Origin of the sequence: Trichocoleus sp. FACHB-46, from assembly GCF_014695385.1 — a bacterium.
Taxonomy (GTDB): Bacteria; Cyanobacteriota; Cyanobacteriia; order FACHB-46; family FACHB-46; genus Trichocoleus.
On the sequence record NZ_JACJOD010000073.1, the window covers coordinates 1 to 18962 of the forward strand.

Here is an 18962-nt window from a genome sequence, read left to right on the forward strand (position 1 = left end):
TGAGATCCTCTTCACTCTCTTGTATCTCTAGTTTGTAAACCCCTGCCATACTCTACGATTAAACCCACCTCAAGTTTTATAGCATCTGTCGTCTACTTTTGAAGAATTGGTATTACTACGGCCAAGGTTGGCAAGCTTGCGCTCAACAATGGTAGCGATCGCCCCCAGCATCCGCGCCGACTATTAGGCTGACGAGTAGCGTGTTCGTTTTAACGCCCAAAATAAAAAGCTTTTTACGGAGAAGTCCAATAAATAGGTGCTTTTTACTTATTGGATTTCTCCTCAAGATACCCTCACAGCCTTTTATTAATAGGGTATACAGCGGTTCTAAGTAGATTGAGTAAGAATGCAAATTACTCGATATGTTGACGTTGCGCTTGCAATTGGCACGACTGCAAACCAAGCCAGAATTTATCCGATTGAGCCAACAAGTCCGGGCGATCGCTGCATCCCTAGAAGAGAAAGACAGCATCCCAATGTGCGCGAGCAGATGGAATTGATCCAAGAGCTTCAGAGCAATGCTTGGTGGGAAGATGTAACCGTTCCCATGCTAAAACGTGCCCGCAAACGCCTGCGAGCATTAGTCAGATTGATTGAAAAAACCCAGCGTCAACCGATTTACACCGACTTTGAAGATGAACTCGGTCCCGAAACCATCATAGAAATTTCCAACTTTGGCAGCGGTAGTGAGTTCGATCGCTTCCGAGCTAAAGCAAGGCAGTTCCTAGTAGCACATAAAGACCACCTCACCATTCACAAGCTCAGGTTTAATACAACCCCTAACCACAAGCGATCTCGATGAGCTGGAGCGGATATTGTTAGACTCCGGCGTTGGCACCCCAGAACATTGGGAGCACACCAAACAAATAAGCCAGGGCTTAGGATTATTTATTCATTCCTTGGTTGGGCTAGATCGAGAGACAGCCAAGCAAGACTTTGGTGAGGTCCTATCTAGCTCCACCGCATCAGCAGACCAGATTGAATTCATCAACCTGATCATCGACCACCTAACCCATCACGGCGTTATGGAACTGGGCTTGCTATACGAGTCACCCTTCACAGACATCAGTTCTCAGGGTCCCGAAGGAGTATTCGGCCTCAACCAAGTAGATGCGTTGATATTAGTGTTAGAAAACATCTACCCTGCTGCGGCTGCATGAGGGTTGAGGCAATCACTCCTTCGATATCCTCTTACACTCAACTTGCTACATCACGCCGTTACTTTTCGGCCAAAAAGAACCTAAAAAAGCGTAGGAAACCAGCCTTCTTGCTTCCTACACACTCAGAATCACAAAACAGCCAAAGCCTTACCCTAGAAGAATTATAGAGGCTCTCAGCTTACTATCAAAAATTGACATATCGTAGAGTTGGGAACCCCAAGTATTCGTTGGTACAGTACATAAATACTGGTTTGACGGTATATTAATTTCAATCAATATTTGGTTCCACAATGTCTCAATGTCCTCCTCAAAACACCCTCGAAGCTTTACATCGATATATCCAACAAGGAGAAACTAAGATTAGGGGCACAAGTTTTGCAAACTTGAAAACTGCTTTGAGGCGGTATGTTCTCCCCAACTTACCGGGATATAACTTTGTGACTGAAGATCTGGAAGGACCGGGTTTAGAGTATGTGCTCAGCCAGATTCCTCTGGATGTATTTCTAAATGCTGAGCCTCTTAAACTTCTCTCTGAGGCTTGTCAGGCCGCTTTGGCCGCTAAACAAATTCGAGCTGATGTGGAGAGGACAACATACCGTCCGGCTGTTAATAAGTTTCTTAAATGGATACAGCAAGAAACTTGGTATGAGGAGGCTGCCGAGGGGCGGTATGGAAAGTATGCCCCCAGAACTCGCTCTGGAACCAACATTAAGACCGCCAACGAGGGACGAAGAGCACTTCATGCCAATTCATATGGATTAAAGGAATCTGAACTGACCTCAAATCTTCTCAAGCAACTAGAACAACTTAATACGTTTTGTACTGGTGAATATGTCCCTAAGCGCCAAGACAAGAAGATGCGAGCAATCACTTTTCGCAATCATAGAGGACGAGCACTTGACATCCTGGGATGGCTCAGGAGTGTAGAGAATTATGAACTGAACGACTTAGATCTCCATTTAGTAACTGATCTAAACCTATTCAACAAATTTTTAGCATGGGGCATTAATGAACGCGGCAACACGTGTGGATGGGGGATGGGCTTTTGCGACTTGGCACTAAACATTGCAAAGTGGCTACATTGCTACGAGTCCAAGAGCCCTATGTACCGGGACATTGCCACAGTTGAAGAAATTCGCATGATTAACAATAATTTGTCAAAACGCTATGAGGAGCAGAAACAAGCTAGCAAGAAGAGGAAGCAGGAAGAGAAAGAAATGACACTGGAGCAGTGCATTGAAGTCATTAAGTATCTGCGAAAGTGCTGTGCTCCTCGCGATTCTTTGGGAACAAAGCGCTCTGATTTGTCAGTTGCCCGATCGTGGCAGCGCTACTTGCTGGTAGCCATCTTGACTTATTGTGCACTACGACAACGTGAGATTAGAGAGCTTGAACTCGACCGCACTCTCTTTCGCACAGCAGGTGGTTATCGTATGGTGCTGCATCCAGAGGACAACAAAACAGGCGATGAACGAGATTTCATGCTCTCGGATGTATTAGCAGTAGAAGTTGTCACAGACCTTGATGAGTGGCTCAATGTTTGGAAACCCAGAACTCAGGCAGTGACTGCTGACTTGGACAGCTGGCTGGGTTTTGTAGGCCGTGCCCAGTACAAAGACACAAAAGGGCTGAACAAATACTTAGCCAAACTAGAGAAGAAGTATCAGCAAGCTATACAAGCAGGCCGATATGAAGAAGCTGAGAAGGTAGAAAAAGAGATGGAGTCAGCTCAAAACAATATTCAAACATTGAAACAGGCCAGAATTGAATGCCAACACAACTTAGTTTTCGCCTCTTTTGGAACTAATCGATTAGAAGGGTATGGTAGGCCAATGAAGGCATCTGACCTCTTCAATGCAGTTACACGTGCTGTTTATACAGCCAGTGCAGCACTGAAAATGCTGGAGCATCCGCTATTTAAGGACATTGAGCCACGCAAAACAAATCCTCACTTCTTTAGAAATATTGCAATTACCCATGAACGCAGACATGGTGATCCGAGCAAGCGAAAGGCTTTTCACAAAGTCCTCGGTAATTCTGAGGCAATTGGAGATAAAGATTATAACGAGATGCATCCTAGCGAGAAAACGGTTGGGGCTAAGGAGTGGTGGAAATCAGATACTCTAGAAGGCCAGGCGGCAGTCATGGCTAAAGTCAAAGCCTTAACGTCAAAGTTGCCAGTTGAGGAGCGCAAAAAACTTTTGCTGGAACTTCTGTAGTTTCCGATATAGCACCTTCATGAATGTTGGATATCACGAGCTGACCGATGACGTAAGGCTTGCTGTATCGATCGCGTCCTCAATCGATACAGCAAGCCTATCAATTCATCATCCGTGAGCTGACTTCTGCGCTTACCCTGGAAGTTATCAGCAATGAATTGGTGGGCTTGCTCCACAGTCCACCCCAATCGTCCGATTTGGATTTGAATCCCCACAATCACATCGCTCAGGTCGTCATAGGCGATCGCTAGGGCCGGAGCCAAAGGCTGTGGAAAACTCATTTCCTCCCTCCCTGGACCCTCCCTACCGGAGTTTATTTGTTTTTCTAAGACACCATCAGCCCCCCCACCCTTCATATAGACAGAGGTGTGTAATTCCTCTCTAGGAGAGCTTTCTAGCGCCTTAGTTAGTTCATCCGCTGAAGGCTGTGATGGGGCTGTAACTGTCTCTGGTGGCTCTATTACATACCATTCGGGATGCCATATCTCTTTGTACTTCTGCAAGGTGCTATGACTGCACTGGGCTATTGAGGCGATCGCCTGGGCTCGCGCAGTCAGGCGATCGGGTAGTTGGCCTTGTTGGGTCAGGTCCAAGACGGCTTGCTTGATCCGAGCTTGGGCGTCTTCGGCTCGCTTCTGGTTGAAGTTGACGATGTTGTTGGCAGCGGTGCCTGGAGAGAGGGTGCGATCGCGCTTCGGATTGGTGCCAAGGGGCCAGTAGTAGTTTTCCGCAGCTTCAGCCCATTCCTGAGCACGGCGGCTGATTTCGTGCTGGTGTTGGCACCATTCTGGGTAACCAGGGCTATGGATGGCGGTGTGCTCGATGTAATGGGCTAGGGCTTCACCGGAGAGGGATTGGAAGACGACGCCGTAACAGCCGATGGTTTTGAGCAGGTGGTTGGTTTGTCCTGGCCCTGTCCAGCCTTGCTCCATTTCAGTTTCTAGTTCTTGCTGCCACAGGGCAGTGTTGCTACGACGGTTGTAGGAACGGTACTGATGCTGCTTCTTTGCCTGGGCGATCGCCTCGTGAAGTTGCGCTACGTCCTGAGCGGCGGCGGCTTGGTCCCATTGCTGAAAGAAGGAGGACAAATCGCTGGGCAGAGGTTGGAGGCGATCGCTGAGGAGGACGGAGCCACTGCCAAGTTGCAGGGGCAGGCGGTGAGCGTTGTATTCACTGTATTCCCCGGCTTTGCTATAGCGCTTGACGTTGGGGAAGACTTCCAGTTGCCCTGCTTGCAGGGGTAGGTGGTGAGCTTCCAGGCAGTGCTTCAGGGCGACGGCGAGGCCAAAGGTGGGGACGGCTTCAGGCAGGGGGATGTAGAGGTGGAGGCCACCGTTCCAGCTGGAGCGGAGCAGGAGGGTTTGGTGGATGCCGATGCTGGCAAGGGCAGCTCGAATGGTAAGAAGGGCTTGGCGATCGCGGGTGGGATGATGCAGGCTCAGGGCATCAAGGTCGATGAGGCCGTGGTAGGTGGTGGGACCAAAGCGAACACCAACGAGTTGAGCGGCATCCTGCCAGTAGGTCCAGAGACTACGCGGCTTCAGAGGGTATTGAGTTAGAGTTTGCCAAGCGGGTTTTTGGCTGGCGTCGGTGGGGGTAGGGGCGACGATCGCTTGCCAGGGGTAGGAGAAGAGCTGACACAAGCGCTGACCTAAGGGGTCGCGGGGCAGGGGTTCTGGTAGGCGCTGACGAGCTCGCTGAGGGGCGATCGCCTGACTCTTACAAGTAGATTTTTGTTTGCGTGGCATGATGCAACTCTCTAGTCCGATGAGGGCAACGGAACAGAGGATGCAAAGTAAATGAATACGGCTGATTACCCTGCTGGTGCAGGTGATAGCCACGAGGGATATATCTATGCATAATCTCTCTGTCCCGAAATAACGGCTGGACAGGGAGAGAGCGATCCGCAGATTGAGAACGACTAAGTTTTTCCTAGAACTGACTTAAAAATCTCGTTGTGCTTTGATGCGCTCCATCCCTGTTGTAGAGAGGAATAGAGAGCCATTCGTCCTTTTAGAAACGGTTCACAAGGTCTTGTCACTTCTTACCAAATGACCGTAATATAGACGCATGGCAGAGTGGGCAGCTTAACGACGCGCCGGCAAGCACAGAAGTTAAAGTCCCCTCTATTCCGAACAAGTAATAAAAGCCTTTCGAACCCCTTCTGTTCCCGCAGTTGGGGTTTTTGGCTTTTAGGGCTCCTAGAGCATGTTCATCTCCTCAGCTCTAGCAATTGGACCAACAACCCTAAAAATCACTACAAACTCTGCCTCCATAAAGCTTGATGAGTAGTTTACCTGATCTGCCCAGCGATCTCCCCCAATTTCAATGGAAAGAAAGAAAAACTGTACTTTGGCAGCCCAAACCAGGTCTATATTGCTGCTTATGTTTAGAAGGTAAATTTTTGATCTTACCTATTTAGGATTTGGCCTTGAAACACTGCTTTAGGTGAAAAGAGCAGACTACCAAGGAAACCATTTGCGAGTACGTTCTGCTGTCTCTCGCACCGTTTCAACCACTTGGTCATCGCGCTGCTTTTGACTGCCACTGCACTCAGAGTCATTGATGCGATGGGTAGCAATAGTCTCATTCACCAAGTATGCCTTCTGAGCTTCTTTCGGCAATGAGGCGCGATCGCCCTTCTTACCTCCTGTGCCTTCATAGAGCTCATCAATCGTGCAGTCAAACAACTCTTGAGTTTCAGCCACAACTGCTTTCCGTCTGCCCTCGGCGCTGACTTTTTTGTCAAGCATCGATTGCTGAAAGTCCTTGTAGACTGTGGCTCCGTCTACTCGTTCGTGCTTAGTGAGTTCCTGCGAGCTGTTGAATAGATCCAACTGGGAGTCCGATTCGCTCGGCTGCTGCTGGAACCAGTTCAAAAAACCCATGAGCTTGCTCCCGTTCTTGTGAGGTGAAGGTGGAAGAGAACAGTTGCTCCAAGCCAAGCTTGATCAGTTCCAGCGCTCCAGGAATGGCTAGAAATTCCTCGATGATGAGGTAGCGATACTCATAGTCCCAACGCTCAGGTGTGAAGTTGAAGTCGTAGAGGATGAGGCTGTAAGCATCAAGACAAGCATCGTAGCAGTTGCGGGCTGTAAACCTAGCTAAAGCTTTAACCCAAGTTTGCTTGCGTCTCAAGTCACCAAACTGCTGCCTCACTTCAGCTTTGAAGTGTTGAGGTTGCACAATGGCCCCATTGAAGGTGCTGAGACATTCCCATGCTTCGTAGGCCTGTTGTTTAAGTGCAGCTAGTTTCATCGACTTGACCTCAGGGCTACTGTCATCAGAATACTTCCATACAAAAGCTGCGGCGAGAGGGAGTCACTGTTCTCATGGATAGCAGCATACAGTACTCCAATGCAGATTGCATCATATTAATGAACATGAAGTTGAGGCATAGCCAGCAAGCTAAGCTGGGATTAACGGACTGAGGCTAACCAGGTACTGTGGCAGATCGGGTAACGGTAGACATTGAAGGACTCAGAGAGCGAATTGACGAGGCGTACTCGGACAATCCCCTTTGGAGCGAGTTATCTCTTGCACAGAAGCTGAGACGGCTGATTCTAGATGGATTGGAAAAGGCAGAAGGCGATCGCGCTCTCAAACTTCCAGCTCAGCCTGCGACCAAATCCCGCAAATCAAATAAGCCAGCATGAAGCTTGTTGAGGTTTTTACAGGTATCTCATTAGATTTTTACTCTATATAGGTTAAAACCTGAGCAGTTTGGGGATTCTCAAACAGAATTCTACAACTGATTTCAAACTAATTTTGGGAAGTTCTCCATGCAGAGAATCTGGTGATAGGAGTCCTACAACATGCTTATATTGCCAAACTGCTTTCACTTCAATAATAAATATTCAATAAAATTGAATCTGCAATCTTTTTTATTATTTAAATACTATTGACTCTTTATTCAAGACTTCCTAGAGTAGAGAGCGATTCGTGAGGAGACAAAATCTGTGACTCACAAACTCGCCATCTTCAATATGAAGGGCGGCGTGGGTAAGTCCACCAGTGCCTACAACATCAGTGCTGGGCTCGTCCAGTTTCATCAAAAGCGAGTTTTACTGATTGATATTGATCCGCAAGGTCATGCCAGTGCTGCCCTTGGCATTCCTATTTGGCAGCTCGACAAGCAGCTTAAAGATGTCTTACAGCGTCAGGCCAACATCAGAGAAGTCGTCATCTCAACCGCATCTGGTGTCGATGTCGTTCCTTCCAATATCCTGCTAGCTGAAGAAGAAATTCCCATTTCCGGTTTTCCAGGTCGAGAACTACTGCTCAGAAAAGCAATTGGAGCGATCGCTGATCAGTATGATTATGTTCTGATTGACTGTCCTCCCAACATCGGTGTCTTTTCCGTCAATGCTCTTATGGCAGCCGATGCGGTTCTTATCCCAGTGGACATGAGCTATCTGGGATTACTCGGCATCAACGGCATTGAGCGAGCGCTTTCTCTTGTGCGTGAACAACTCGATCACCCGATTGACATTGCCGGAGTGCTGGCAACCCGCTTTGATGCCCGCAACAACCTGAGCAAAGAAGTTCTCAAGTCCCTCCAAGATCACTTCGGCCCTAAAGTCTTTCAAACGCGAATTCCAGAAACTGTCAAACTGCGAGAAGCCCCCAGCTTTAGCCAATCGATCTTTGAGTACGAAGCACGTGGAGCCGCAGCAAAAGCATATCAAGACTTAATTGATGAGGTGGTCCAGACCTATGAATAAAGCCAAATCCCGTTCGGCCTTGGGCATCAATCCCCTCTCTCAAGGCATCTTTAGCAAAACAGCTTCATCTGAAACACCAAAAACCGAAAATTTCAATAATCAAGAATCAAACCACCAAGATACACAAAATCAAGATTTGCTTAATCAAGAATCAAGTTTATTGAAAACTGATTCAACGGAATCCACTCCAACAACTTCAGAATCTGCTGAATTTGCTCTATCACGAGAAGCGCCAATTAGTCAGGTAACTCAGAAATCAAGAAAGCAGAATCAAGAAAAACGAATCAAGAAGAAAGAAACAGTCTTCTTGAACGAGGAGAGCATCGAGCGAGTTAACCTGCGTCTTTCGATCGAAATAAACGATTGGCTCGATAGTCTCTTAAAGCAGGGGAAACGAAAGCACGGGCGCAAGATTCCTAAAGAGACCTGGGTACAAGCAGCCTTAGAATTCTTCCGAGCTATGCCTGTTGATTGGCAAACGATCGACTCTGAAGAAGCTCTCCGGCAAGCTCTGTCTAGTCTTGAATCAAGAATCAAGACTGAGGAATAAAGTTTATGGATTCAAGAATCAAGAAAATTTAGCTTTGATAACTAGTACGCCCAGAGCGATCGCTCAGCGTTTCAATGAATCAATTTTCAAGAAAACTATTGACGAACTAACGGTTGAGTTGGAAGCGTCAGCCTAAAGCAAACGACCAAATATTTGCCAGCTTGAGTTGGGGTAAAGGATTTGCAGTCCTTCCATGGAAATAATAAAGCGCTCTCTAGCTATAGATTGTAGAGAGCGCTTTACTTTGCTTGCCTAAACTTTGCCTAAATATCAGCAGAGATCCCCTACATTTTGGGGTGTTGTAGGAGACCTGACTTAAATCCTGTCCTCGGCCTAATTACACGGTGTCGGCTGAAACACTTTATTCTCTAAGTCTCCAATAAAATTTATCTCTTTCGTTTATTGCTTTCGAATTAGAACATAATGTTAATCTATATTTCTTGACTACCCGACAAACTTTATTAGCTCTAAACATGTTTGATGTGTAGCTTACAACTAGTCGAACAGCATACGATTTTTTTTCCAATGTAATTATTGACAAGGCGTTTTGAGCTTTTAACGAAATAGGAAGAGTCCTATGTTCCCTATCATTAAGCCACTTGCTCAGCTCATCGCTACTTAAATCTGAAGGCACAAAAGTGTCTAATGGCTTAAGTCTCGCAAGTTTTTCATGAGTGTATGTAATCCATCTACTTTTGAAAAGTCTAAGATTCATCCAGTTTGTAATACTGATTTCTATCACAACATCATTTGCTGTGAGTTTGTCACTTTCGTTATGGATTTCATACACAGGTAAACAATTAAGACTAAGAAGTTTTAGCTCTGCTCTAATCTTTGGGTAGTTCCCTGCCAAAAAAACTCGCCTCGTGTTAAAAAATGCAAGCAGCGATATCCCCAAAGATATAGTGGAAATGATGATGGGAAGGATTTTGAGAAGATCATCTTTAATGAACATTTGGAGGGATGAAAGCTGTTTGTAAGAGGGGACTCCGTACATCGCCGGGGACTCCGTACATCGCCTCTTCAAGTTTTCTCCACCTTACTCCTACCAATGCTCCACGTGATGCAAATCCAAGGAATTCTGCCTTTTTAACTAAGCCGGAGTACGAGAGCGTAGCTTGAGTCTCACGTTTTAGACGAACTAAAACTTCGGGGCTACAACAACCTTTTTGAATCCCCATCTCCGTTAGAGCTTCTTTAAAGTCGTCATCAGGAAATAATAGTTCACCAGAAAAGATTTCAGCTCCTATTTCAATTTCTTCGTTTTTATTATCATTACCGCACCAAATTTTACTCAAGTCCTTATCAACCAGATAGTGTTTTAACTCATGCCCTAAGGTAAAGATCTTGGGTGCATCTGGTAGAAAGCGATTTATTAAGACTGACGTACCGTACTCATCACAGAAAAAAGCCCCACGCAGGCTTTTCAACTTGACTGTTGGAGGAACGCCTCTTCTAGGCCATAAATCAATTTCAATCTGATAATGCTTATATATTCTGCGAAGGTCAGAAATAAGTATGCGTGGTGTAAAAATACCAAACTGCATACGGGTGTTGCGGGCAAGGGTTTTCAATTCATCGTAATACTCTCGCCGATTCATTCAAATTTTCCTGCTGCTACCGCTGGCTTTGCTGGTACCTCTATACAGACCACGGGCTTTACGAAACTCTGCATAGTTGCGTAACTCTTCAAGGTCATCAGGTGATAGCTGTTTAGCCGCTCTTAACAATGCAGTTATTTGAACGTTGTCTGGTTCTTCTTCAGGCGGGAAAAAATCTGTGATTGTAATCTCGAAGAAGCGTGATAATCGCTCAAGGTCATCTATTGTTGGCCGATAAGTAGCAGTTTCCCAGCGCGAGATAGTGTTTGCAGTTGTTCCCATTGCTTGGGCGAGGGCTTCTTGGGAAAGCCCTTTCATTTTTCTTATCTCCCTGATTCGTCCTCCTACATACTCAGTAATCGACATAACTCACCACTGCTTAAATCTAAAGAAAGCATTAAATCTTGTCCTTTTTTAGGATATAGCATCCTACTAAGGTTGACGATTAATTTTGACAACGATTATCCTTTAGAAGGAAGTTATTTTACACTAAAAGGACAAAATGTCAGAAAACGATCGTTACGTTGTTAAGCATCCAGAAGGATGGGCTGTTAAGAAAGCTGGCGCTCAGCGGGCAAGTGATGTTACTAAGACACAAAGCGAAGCTGAGATTCGAGCAAAGCAGATTGTTTCCAACCTGGGAGGAGGAGAGGTTCGCATTCAAGGGAAAGACACAAAATGGCGCGATTCTGATACTGTTTCTCCAGGAAATGATCCAAATCCACGTAAGGATAAAAAACACTAGATAAGTAGGGATTCAAGAGAGCACTCCTCTCCATATAGTTAAAGCTTGGGAAGGACTGCTCTTGTTACATGAATCAACTGATGTCATGTTGGTCTAAATCTGATCTAAAATCTGTTTTCTTCTTTAAAAACTTTACTTGTTATGGATAAATCAATGAATTTAGAGAAAGTAATAGCTTTGGGAAAAAAGGTTAAAGCTAATAAGCAACTTTATGAAGAATTGAGTGCAGCTGGTTTTGAGTATGTCCTCAATCCCAAGACCGATGAACTGCATAAGGTTGGCTTGGCCGATTTCTGGGGCTCTCACAACCTTAAAAATGCTAATTTAGACAACTTCTTGTATTTGAAAAATCTTTCAGATGCTGTACCTATGCATGAATATCCCGATGGGACAGGCATTCCAATCTATCATCTTGAAACACGCCAACATTTAATGAATTACGTTCTCAACAAGTGTAAGCACTGTTTTGTCTAACAGTGTTACTGCTGGTGAGCAATCAACAATCCGGGCGATCGCCCCATTTACGCCGAACTCTAGCAAAGTAGTCTTGGGGCATGGGAACTGGCAAAGTAGCTCGCACCAACTCCAAATTGCATGAGGCAAACCAGTTTGACTGTGAAACAACTTGGAGCCGCTTACCAGCTTCTATTTTGCAGATTTGAATCTTGCACCAGTGGCGATCATCCATAGATACTGAGTTGTTGCCCCAGCAATTAGATTGTGAATGGCAAGGAGAAATGGGTCTTTATGAATTACTGCAAGGCTATCAAGAAAGGACCGTTTTTTGATAGGGCTTTTAGTCAAAACTCCCACCCTGATTTAAGGCCGTTTCAGCCTCGTCAATTTATATCCCTTTTTTGATAGTCCTTAGACCTCCTGCATGAATAGGAAAGTGTGTGACAGTTGACGGTCGTCGTGCGGCAATGGACGCTAAATTTTGGATAGGTATGAGTTCGAGAAGCAGAGATGCAATACCGGGAGTTGGAGCCTTTATCGAATCCTGAGTTCAAGCGCTGGTGCGGGGTGAGCCGTGGCGCTTTCCAGGAGATGGTCGAGTTGGTACGCCCGCACCTAGATCGGCAAGGACGACCGGGTGGACAGGCGAAACTGAGTGTCGAAGACCAGGTGTTAGTAGCCCTGGCTTACTGGCGAGAGTATCGCAGCCAGTTTCACATTGGGGTGAGTTGGGGATTGCATGAAACCACCGTCGGACGAATTGTGAGAAAAGTGGAAGACTTGCTGATCAAGAGTGGCAAATTTCGCCTTTTGAGTCAGCGTCAGTTGTATCAACCGGGTTGGGAGGGGAAGGCGATGGTGGTCGACGTCGGTGAGGTAGAGATTGAACGTCCCCAAAAAAACAGAAACGCTACTACAGTGGCAAGCAGCGTTGTCACACCCTAAAAGCACAGTTGGTGGTGGAGTTTGCAACGGAGCAAATCATTTGTACGGCTGTGGACACGGGCAGGACGCATGACTTTAAGGTGCTCAAGCGCAATCGCTTGCCATTTGTCTCGTCCCAGTTGTGTTTAGCGGACCGAGGGTATCAAGGATTTGCCAAACGTCATGCTGGGGCGTGCACTCCCCCCAAGAAGAGACACCAGCAACCTTTAGCCAAAGAGGAAAAGCAGCATAATCGGACCTTAGCTCGGCTGCGGGTCAAAGTGGAGCATGTGATTCGTCGCCTCAAGATCTTCCGCATTTTTTCAGGGCGGTATCGCAACCGCAGAAAGCGGTTTGGCTTGCGATTAAATCTGATTGCTGGCTTGCTCAACTACGAACTGGCACACCCTTCCTGATTCATGCAGGATGTCTAATGAAGCCGTAGAAGGAACTGTCACTGTCAGCGACGTAGACACCAGAGCGACTTTTGAGATTGTGATGCCCCCTGGAAACGAACACTACTGGATTCTGGACGCTGGTTTCAATTTGAGTCGGGAGTCCTAAACACAGATGTTGCATCCTGAAGCGCTCTCTAGGAGGCGCTTGTTCATTGGCTTTCAGCAGTCCAGCATTCGGAGGGGTAAGGCTCAAAATCCATTCAGCTCTGTGCTTTTTCTGACCAGGGAAGCCTCTATCCTCTGATGGATAGAATGTCGTTTATACCACGTGGTATAGCTAGTGCAAAGACGATTGATAGTTCTTCCCCTATGCCTGCGATTGAGCAATCCCATCTAGCCGAGCTGGTGCGAGAAACTCGGCAATGCTTGCAACTCTCGCAAGCCAAGTTTGCAGCCAAGCTCGGAGTTTCATTCCAGAGCGTCAATCGTTGGGAGAATGGGCGGACCAAGCCTTTGCCACTCGCATTGAAGCAGATTGAACACTTGCTGCATCAAATGGGTGATGCTGGCCAAGATTTGCTCGCTAAATACTTTCCAGAATAAGGATGGAGACGCTATGACGGATCAACTCCATCGCTCTGTCTCTTCAGACAATGGTTCATCTCAAACTGTCCCAGAAGCTGCTGTTCCAGTGGCAGCAGTCACAACGCTGAGCCAAAGTCAAGAGCTGACTCAGCAGATTCTGGAGAGTAGCGATGACTGTATCAAGGTCTTGGACTTAGAGGGGCGCATCCTGTTTATGAGCCCAGGAGGACAAGCAGTGCTGGGTATCCAGGATATAACGCCTTTCCTTCACACGCCTTGGGCTGAGTTCTGGAAAGGTGTCGATCAGCAAGCCGCTATGGAGGCGGTCGCCAGAGCCAGAGTTGGTAAGGTTTCCACTTTTCAAGGATATCGTCCGACGCTCAAGGGCGAACCCAAGTGGTGGGATAACAAAGTTAGTCCCATTCGAGGGGCAGCGGGGCAAGTGGAACGGCTCTTGTGCATCTCACGCGACATTACACAGCGCCAGCGGAGCGAAGACCAGCGCCAACAAGCGGAGGCGCAACTACGGAAAAGCAAGAACCACTTATCCGCCATCTTTTCACAAGCAGCTGTGGGACTCTCCGAAGTCTCACTGGATGGACGTTTCCAGCATGTGAATGACGAGCTATGCCGTATCCTCGGACGATCGCGAGAGGAGATGTTAGCGGCAGGCGTCCTTGAAGTTACCCATCCTGAGGATGTGTCCAAGAGCTTAGAGGCCATTCAGCAACTCCTGGAGACAGGTAGATCTATCTCACTCGACAAGCGCTACTTACGCCCAGATGGCACCATAGTCTGGGCCAACAGCAGCCTCACCCGGCTCGACGATGAACAAGGTCGTCCGCACACGCTGCTAGCGGTCACCGTAGATCTCAGCGATCGCAAACAAGCAGAAGTAGCCTTACAACAAAGCGAGGAGCAAGCCCGACTGGCTATCCAAGTTGGGCAGCTGGGGACTTGGCGACATCACCTCCATCTAGACTTCATAGAGCTAGATGAGCGGATGCGAGAGATTTGGGGAGAACCTCAGGAGGCAGCCATCCTACCGCTGTCTCAAGTCATGGCACGAATTCACCCGGATGACCAGGAACCAGTGGCCACTGCGCTCACTGCTGCCCTTAACCCTAGTTCGTCAGGCCTCTATGAAATTGACTACCGAATTGTCTGGGATGACAATACCGAGCGGTGGATATCTGCGAATGGGCAGGTACTGTTTGCAGGAGAGGGAGAGTTCCGGCAGCCCGTAAGTTTTTTGGGAACTGCCCTTGACATCACGGATAGCAAACAAGCTGAAGAGCGATTGCGGAAAAGTGCGGAGCGACTCAGTATCGCGTTGACAGCGGCAAAGCTAGGAGATTGGAGTTGGAGTGCCGCCACAGACATCGTGGTTTTATCCGAACCAGCGGCTGCAATGTTTGGCATCCCCCCGGGTCCCTCGATGACTTGGACCGAGATGCAAAGTCTGATCCATCCAGAGGATCGAGAGCGAACCCGCTTACAAATCGCACAAGCGATTGCAGAGCGGAGTGACTACGATATTGAGTATCGGGTCGTGCATTCGCATGGGGCAGAACGCTGGATTGCCTCGAAAGGGCGGGCCCAGTATGACTCGTCTGGGCAAGTTTTAGAGATGCTAGGGGTCGTGCAAGATATCACGGCTCGTAAGCAAGCGGAGGTAGAACGCGAACAGCTTCTCGTGAGGGAAAAAACAGCCCGAGAAGCAGCTGAACAAGCCAACCGGGTGAAAGATGAGTTTTTAGCCGTGCTCTCCCACGAATTGCGATCGCCGCTCAACCCGATTTTGGGATGGTCCAAACTCTTGCAGACCGGCAAGCTAGATGCCGCCAAAACCCAGCAGGCCTTGCAGACAATCGAGCGCAATGCCCAACTGCAATCGGAGTTGATTGAAGACCTGCTGAGTGTGTCCCGGATTCTGCAAGGCAAGCTCAATCTGAACGTCAGCTCGATCAACCTGGTCTCCATCATGCGAGGCGCGATGGAAACGGTACGGTTGGCAGCAGAAGCGAAGTCCATCCAAATAGAGGCAACCCTAGCACCAGAGGTGGGTCTGGTTTCTGGAGATGCCACGCGGTTGCAGCAAGTGATTTGGAATTTGCTCTCCAATGCGGTCAAGTTCACGCCAGCCGGGGGACAAGTCCGCATTAGATTGGAGCACTTCGACTCATGCGCTCACATTACGGTTAGCGATACGGGACAGGGCATTGCACCTGAGTTTCTGCCTTATGTGTTTGAATACTTCCGTCAAGCGGATGCCACGACGACCCGAAAATCTGGAGGACTGGGACTAGGACTGGCGATCGTGCGGCACTTAGTCGAACTGCATGGAGGCACGGTTGAGGCCGAAAGCCCAGGCGTGGGTAAGGGTGCCACCTTTACCGTGAGGCTGCCACTCATGCCTCTACAGCCGATCGCTCCTCAGCACCCCCCAGCGTCAGAGCCCGCTGCTGATTTGAACGGGATTCAGGTCTTGGTTGTGGATGATGAAGCAGATTCACGGGACTTTGTGGCTTTTGTGTTGGAGCAAGCGGGAGCAAAAGTGCTCACAGCCAAGACCGCCGCTGAAGCGTTGAGCCTGCTGATGCACTCAAAACCCAATGTGCTGTTGAGTGACATTGGCATGCCTAACATGGATGGCTATATGCTGATGCAACAGGTGAGAGCGTTGCCACCAGAGCAAGGGGGGCAAATTCCTGCGATCGCGCTGACGGCGTATGCCGGAGAAGTCAATCAGCAGCAGGCGTTGGCAGCAGGGTTCCAGAAGCACCTCTCTAAACCGCTAGACTCCCAAAAGTTGAGTCACGTGATTGCTCACCTGATCAAGCCCACTTAGCGATCGCTTAGAAGTTCACTCACTTGGTTGCGTTCCCCAATTTTGGCAAAGTTAGGGGCGATCGCACTCTGGGAGTCTGATCACTGAGCTATGTAAAGTATGCAACATGCAAAAGCTCAAAGGCTGTAGTTCTGACCCAGGGTTTACTCTAGGTTTACGACCAAAAGCGTGACTGTTTGGAGTCGGTTGAGTCTAACGTCAAGCGCATCTTTAACCTGGCCCTCAAACTCATCGAGGTTCATAAAGGTATCTAATGATGTTTTTAGGTTACCCTCCCTAGGTATATATTACTACATGCACTGAGTAGTTTGGAATCATAATAGAAATCCTAGCTTTACAGCTTTTAGATTCCAAAAATTGCGGATTTTACTAGTAGGTGACAGACAGGCGTGCTCGCCTGGTTGAGTTGTAGGAGAGGCGATCGGGCAATGAGAAGCTGATATGTCCACTCTTCCTCTCCTACAACTCGCAACTGCCTCTTCCCCAGCTTTTTTAATAGACCTTCTATATGCGAGGGTTTTAGGCATTTTGTAGTAGCCAAAGACAGTTGCATCAGTTTGAATATTAGTCACCCGGCATCCAGCTAGCTTTGCATCCTTAAACCTCCTTCTCAGGGTGGATAGAAGTATAAAATCTACGCCCTCAGAATGAGATGTATAGCAGACGCTATAATTAACTCCTTCACCTATAAAAACTTTCCCTTCAAGCCTCATGCTTAAAAAGACAGCGGCGCTGGCGCAACCAGAAGTGAGTCATCTCGTTCGCAAGCTGCGGCACCTGAGTGGATTAAGCCAAGAGCAGTTTGCCGTCACCCTAGGCGTTGCTTTTAGCACGATTAATCGATGGGAAAACGGTCACATGCAACCTTCGCCTCTAGCACTGAAGCAAATCAAAACGATGCTCGGTGAGTTAAGCCGTTCATCTGTAGTTGAGCTTCAGGAGCAAAGCCAAACCTTACTAAATCAGTATTTTTCAGAGACGGAGTCGAGCACTCAATGACTGAAGCGAAGGCTGGGATTTCGAGTCATTCCTCTCCTACACCCAGTACAGAAACCACTGGCTTGCTAGAGAGTGAAGCGCGATTCCGGTTCGTACTGGAAGCTTCACCCGATGGATTCACCATTCTCCGCACTGTCCCGGATCAAGGAGGGGCGATCGCTGACTTCAGCATTGAATACGTCAATCCAGTTGCCGCCAGAGGTGTGAACCGTAGGCCAGAGGAAATTGTGGGTCAGCAGCTGCTCCAGCTGTTTCCCGAATGTAAAAGCAGCGGTATTTTCGCTCGCTATGTGACAGTCGCCGAAACTGGCATTTCTGAGACATTTGAGACGTTCTACAACAGTCAAGCACTAACCGGTTGGTTTCGTAACGTCGTTGTGAAGCTAAACGATGGGATTGCGGTTTCCTTTAGCAACATTACCGATCGCAAACAAGCAGAACTAGCACTGCAACAGCAAGAGCAGCACTTCAAAGTCGCTTTACAAACCGCCAAGCTGGGTTCTTGGGAGCATGATCTGATTACGGGAGTTTTAACTTGTTCGGCTCAATGTAAGGCGAACTTTGGCTTACCACCTGATGCCGAGTTTACTCACGAAACCTTGTTTGCGGTGTTGCATTCCGATGACGTATCCATGGTTCAGGCAGCAATTGAGCATTCCGTTCAATCGGGAACGGACTATGAGGTAGAGGAGCGTTGCTACCATCCTGATGGGAGTCTGCACTGGTTGATTGTTCGAGGTCAGGTTATCTGTGACGCTAACGGTACGCCGATTCGCATGGTGGGGGTCACGCTCGATATTACAGAACGCAAGCAATTTGAGGAGTCGCTCCGAGCAGCCAACCAACATACTTCCAACATTCTGGAAAGCATTACAGATGCTTTCATCGCCTTTGACCGCGACTGGCGCTATACCTACGTCAACCAAGAAGCGGCTCGGATGTTAGGGCGATCGCCTGGAGAATTGCTGGGACAACGCTGGCAAGATGTCTTTCCTGAGGTGGCTCGGCAGAATACGGTGACAGGCCGAGCCCTCCACCAAGCCATGACGGAACAAGTGAGTGCTCGCTTGGAAGTCTTTTCTCTGGCAGCTCAGCGTTGGATAGAGATGTCCATTTTTCCTTCACCGAATGGTGTGGCTGCATGGTTTCGCGACATTAGTGACCGCAAACGAGCCGAGCACCGTCGAGATGCCCAATACGCGATCGCCCGTATCCTAGCAGAGGCTACGACCATTGCTGAAGCGACTCCCGCAATTTTACAAGCTCTCTGTGAGAATTTAGGCTGGCAAGTGGGAGTGCTTTGGAGTGTCACCCCAGAGCACCCCCTGCTCCACTGCATTGACTGCTGGCAAGCGCGAGCAGAGCTGCATGAATTCATTGCGACCCGTCAGCAAATGACCTTTTCCCCAGGTGTTGGGATTCCTGGCCGAGTCTGGGCCAGCCGTCAACCCCTCTGGCTCACTGAAATCAGTCAAGACAGCAACTTCCCCAGAGCGACCCTTGCTCCCCAGACTGGGCTAAAGTCTGCTTTTGGCTTTCCCATTCAGTTGGGTCACGAGATTCTAGGGGTCATTGAGTGCTTTAGCGATCGCGTCCAAGAGACAGACTCAGACCTGTTGCAGATGATGGCCGCGATCGGTAGCCAAATAGGTCAATTTATGGAGCGGAAGCGGACAGAAATAGCTTTACGCGAGAGCCAAGATCTGTTCCAAAGCTTCATGAACCACAGCCCAATGGCAGCATTTATTAA

At 48.1% G+C, this 18962-nt stretch carries 22 protein-coding genes; 15 read left to right on the top strand and 7 right to left on the bottom strand.

The genetic code is table 11. The annotated features are described in order from the left end of the window. Positions 1-346 precede the first annotated feature (346 nt). The 3 genes from H6F72_RS27110 (at position 347) to H6F72_RS27120 (ending at position 3379) form a co-directional block, all read left to right on the top strand. A complete protein-coding gene (locus H6F72_RS27110) occupies positions 347-802 on the top strand; it encodes a hypothetical protein (protein ID WP_190442763.1) in 456 nt (151 codons plus the stop codon). A 13-nt stretch (positions 803-815) separates the two neighbouring features. Continuing rightward, the gene (locus tag H6F72_RS27115) at positions 816-1160 is read left to right on the top strand and encodes a type I restriction-modification enzyme R subunit C-terminal domain-containing protein (RefSeq protein ID WP_242017169.1); all 345 of its coding nucleotides are present in this window, start codon (positions 816-818) and stop codon (positions 1158-1160) included. 473 nt (positions 1161-1633) lie between these two features. Continuing rightward, entirely contained in the window at positions 1634-3379 is a 1746-nt protein-coding gene (locus H6F72_RS27120) for a hypothetical protein (RefSeq protein ID WP_190442765.1), read from the top strand. Between the two features lie 17 nt (positions 3380-3396). Here the strand turns inward: H6F72_RS27120 and H6F72_RS27125 are convergent, their stop codons facing one another. From H6F72_RS27125 to H6F72_RS27135, 3 genes are all read right to left on the bottom strand, one after another. Beyond that, positions 3397-5127 carry a hypothetical protein gene (locus tag H6F72_RS27125; RefSeq protein ID WP_190442767.1) on the bottom strand — a complete coding sequence of 577 codons (1731 nt, stop codon included), beginning with the start codon at positions 5125-5127 and terminating at the stop codon, positions 3397-3399. A gap of 714 nt (positions 5128-5841) precedes the next feature. Continuing rightward, positions 5842-6132, bottom strand: coding sequence for a hypothetical protein (locus tag H6F72_RS27130; RefSeq protein WP_206755470.1), 291 nt, complete (start codon positions 6130-6132; stop codon positions 5842-5844). A 49-nt stretch (positions 6133-6181) separates the two neighbouring features. Then, positions 6182-6637: a hypothetical protein gene (locus H6F72_RS27135; RefSeq protein ID WP_190442772.1), complete on the bottom strand. Its 456-nt coding sequence runs from the start codon at positions 6635-6637 to the stop codon at positions 6182-6184. A gap of 188 nt (positions 6638-6825) precedes the next feature. On the opposite strand from H6F72_RS27135, the gene H6F72_RS27140 reads away from it, so the two are divergent. From H6F72_RS27140 to H6F72_RS27150, 3 genes are all read left to right on the top strand, one after another. Then, the gene (locus H6F72_RS27140; protein WP_190442774.1) at positions 6826-7035 is read left to right on the top strand and encodes a hypothetical protein; all 210 of its coding nucleotides are present in this window, start codon (positions 6826-6828) and stop codon (positions 7033-7035) included. Positions 7036-7338: 303 nt separating this feature from the next. Beyond that, positions 7339-8103 carry a ParA family protein gene (locus H6F72_RS27145; RefSeq protein ID WP_190442776.1) on the top strand — a complete coding sequence of 255 codons (765 nt, stop codon included), beginning with the start codon at positions 7339-7341 and terminating at the stop codon, positions 8101-8103. Further along, positions 8096-8653 carry a hypothetical protein gene (locus H6F72_RS27150; RefSeq protein ID WP_190442777.1) on the top strand — a complete coding sequence of 186 codons (558 nt, stop codon included), beginning with the start codon at positions 8096-8098 and terminating at the stop codon, positions 8651-8653. The genes H6F72_RS27145 and H6F72_RS27150 overlap by 8 nt, the downstream gene beginning before the upstream one ends. Before the next feature lie 361 nt (positions 8654-9014). Here the strand turns inward: H6F72_RS27150 and H6F72_RS27155 are convergent, their stop codons facing one another. The 3 genes from H6F72_RS27155 to H6F72_RS27165 form a co-directional block, all read right to left on the bottom strand. Then, positions 9015-9506, bottom strand: coding sequence for a hypothetical protein (locus H6F72_RS27155; RefSeq protein ID WP_190442779.1), 492 nt, complete (start codon positions 9504-9506; stop codon positions 9015-9017). Positions 9507-9597: 91 nt separating this feature from the next. Further along, complete coding sequence (locus H6F72_RS27160) at positions 9598-10254, bottom strand: ImmA/IrrE family metallo-endopeptidase (protein ID WP_190442782.1); 657 nt, start codon at positions 10252-10254, stop codon at positions 9598-9600. Next, entirely contained in the window at positions 10255-10620 is a 366-nt protein-coding gene (locus H6F72_RS27165) for a helix-turn-helix transcriptional regulator (protein ID WP_190442784.1), read from the bottom strand. It abuts the gene before it with no gap. Positions 10621-10756: 136 nt separating this feature from the next. On the opposite strand from H6F72_RS27165, the gene H6F72_RS27170 reads away from it, so the two are divergent. After that, positions 10757-10999, top strand: a complete 243-nt coding sequence (locus H6F72_RS27170) for a DUF2188 domain-containing protein (RefSeq protein WP_190442787.1) — start codon at positions 10757-10759, stop codon at positions 10997-10999. Between the two features lie 141 nt (positions 11000-11140). Next, positions 11141-11473, top strand: coding sequence for a hypothetical protein (locus tag H6F72_RS27175; protein ID WP_190442789.1), 333 nt, complete (start codon positions 11141-11143; stop codon positions 11471-11473). 22 nt (positions 11474-11495) lie between these two features. Here H6F72_RS27175 and H6F72_RS27180 read toward each other — a convergent pair whose 3' ends face one another. Beyond that, positions 11496-11687 (bottom strand): hypothetical protein, encoded by a 192-nt coding sequence (locus H6F72_RS27180; protein WP_190442791.1) that lies wholly within the window; start codon positions 11685-11687, stop codon positions 11496-11498. A gap of 278 nt (positions 11688-11965) precedes the next feature. On the opposite strand from H6F72_RS27180, the gene H6F72_RS30565 reads away from it, so the two are divergent. From H6F72_RS30565 to H6F72_RS27210, 7 genes are all read left to right on the top strand, one after another. Then, positions 11966-12400, top strand: coding sequence for a transposase family protein (locus H6F72_RS30565; protein WP_242017170.1), 435 nt, complete (start codon positions 11966-11968; stop codon positions 12398-12400). An 8-nt stretch (positions 12401-12408) separates the two neighbouring features. Further along, the gene (locus tag H6F72_RS30570; RefSeq protein ID WP_242017171.1) at positions 12409-12795 is read left to right on the top strand and encodes a transposase family protein; all 387 of its coding nucleotides are present in this window, start codon (positions 12409-12411) and stop codon (positions 12793-12795) included. 10 nt (positions 12796-12805) lie between these two features. Further along, on the top strand, positions 12806-12943 hold the full coding sequence (locus H6F72_RS27190; RefSeq protein WP_190442793.1) for a hypothetical protein: 138 nt from the start codon (positions 12806-12808) through the stop codon (positions 12941-12943). Positions 12944-13146: 203 nt separating this feature from the next. Continuing rightward, the gene (locus H6F72_RS27195) at positions 13147-13380 is read left to right on the top strand and encodes a DNA-binding transcriptional regulator (RefSeq protein WP_190442795.1); all 234 of its coding nucleotides are present in this window, start codon (positions 13147-13149) and stop codon (positions 13378-13380) included. A 13-nt stretch (positions 13381-13393) separates the two neighbouring features. Next, positions 13394-16213: a PAS domain-containing protein gene (locus H6F72_RS27200; protein ID WP_190442797.1), complete on the top strand. Its 2820-nt coding sequence runs from the start codon at positions 13394-13396 to the stop codon at positions 16211-16213. 711 nt (positions 16214-16924) lie between these two features. Next, positions 16925-17212 carry a DNA-binding transcriptional regulator gene (locus H6F72_RS27205; protein WP_190442799.1) on the top strand — a complete coding sequence of 96 codons (288 nt, stop codon included), beginning with the start codon at positions 16925-16927 and terminating at the stop codon, positions 17210-17212. Then, positions 17209-18962, top strand: a 1754-nt coding sequence (locus H6F72_RS27210) for a PAS domain-containing protein (RefSeq protein ID WP_190442800.1), incomplete at its 3' end; no start/stop codon positions are given. The genes H6F72_RS27205 and H6F72_RS27210, both read left to right, overlap by 4 nt.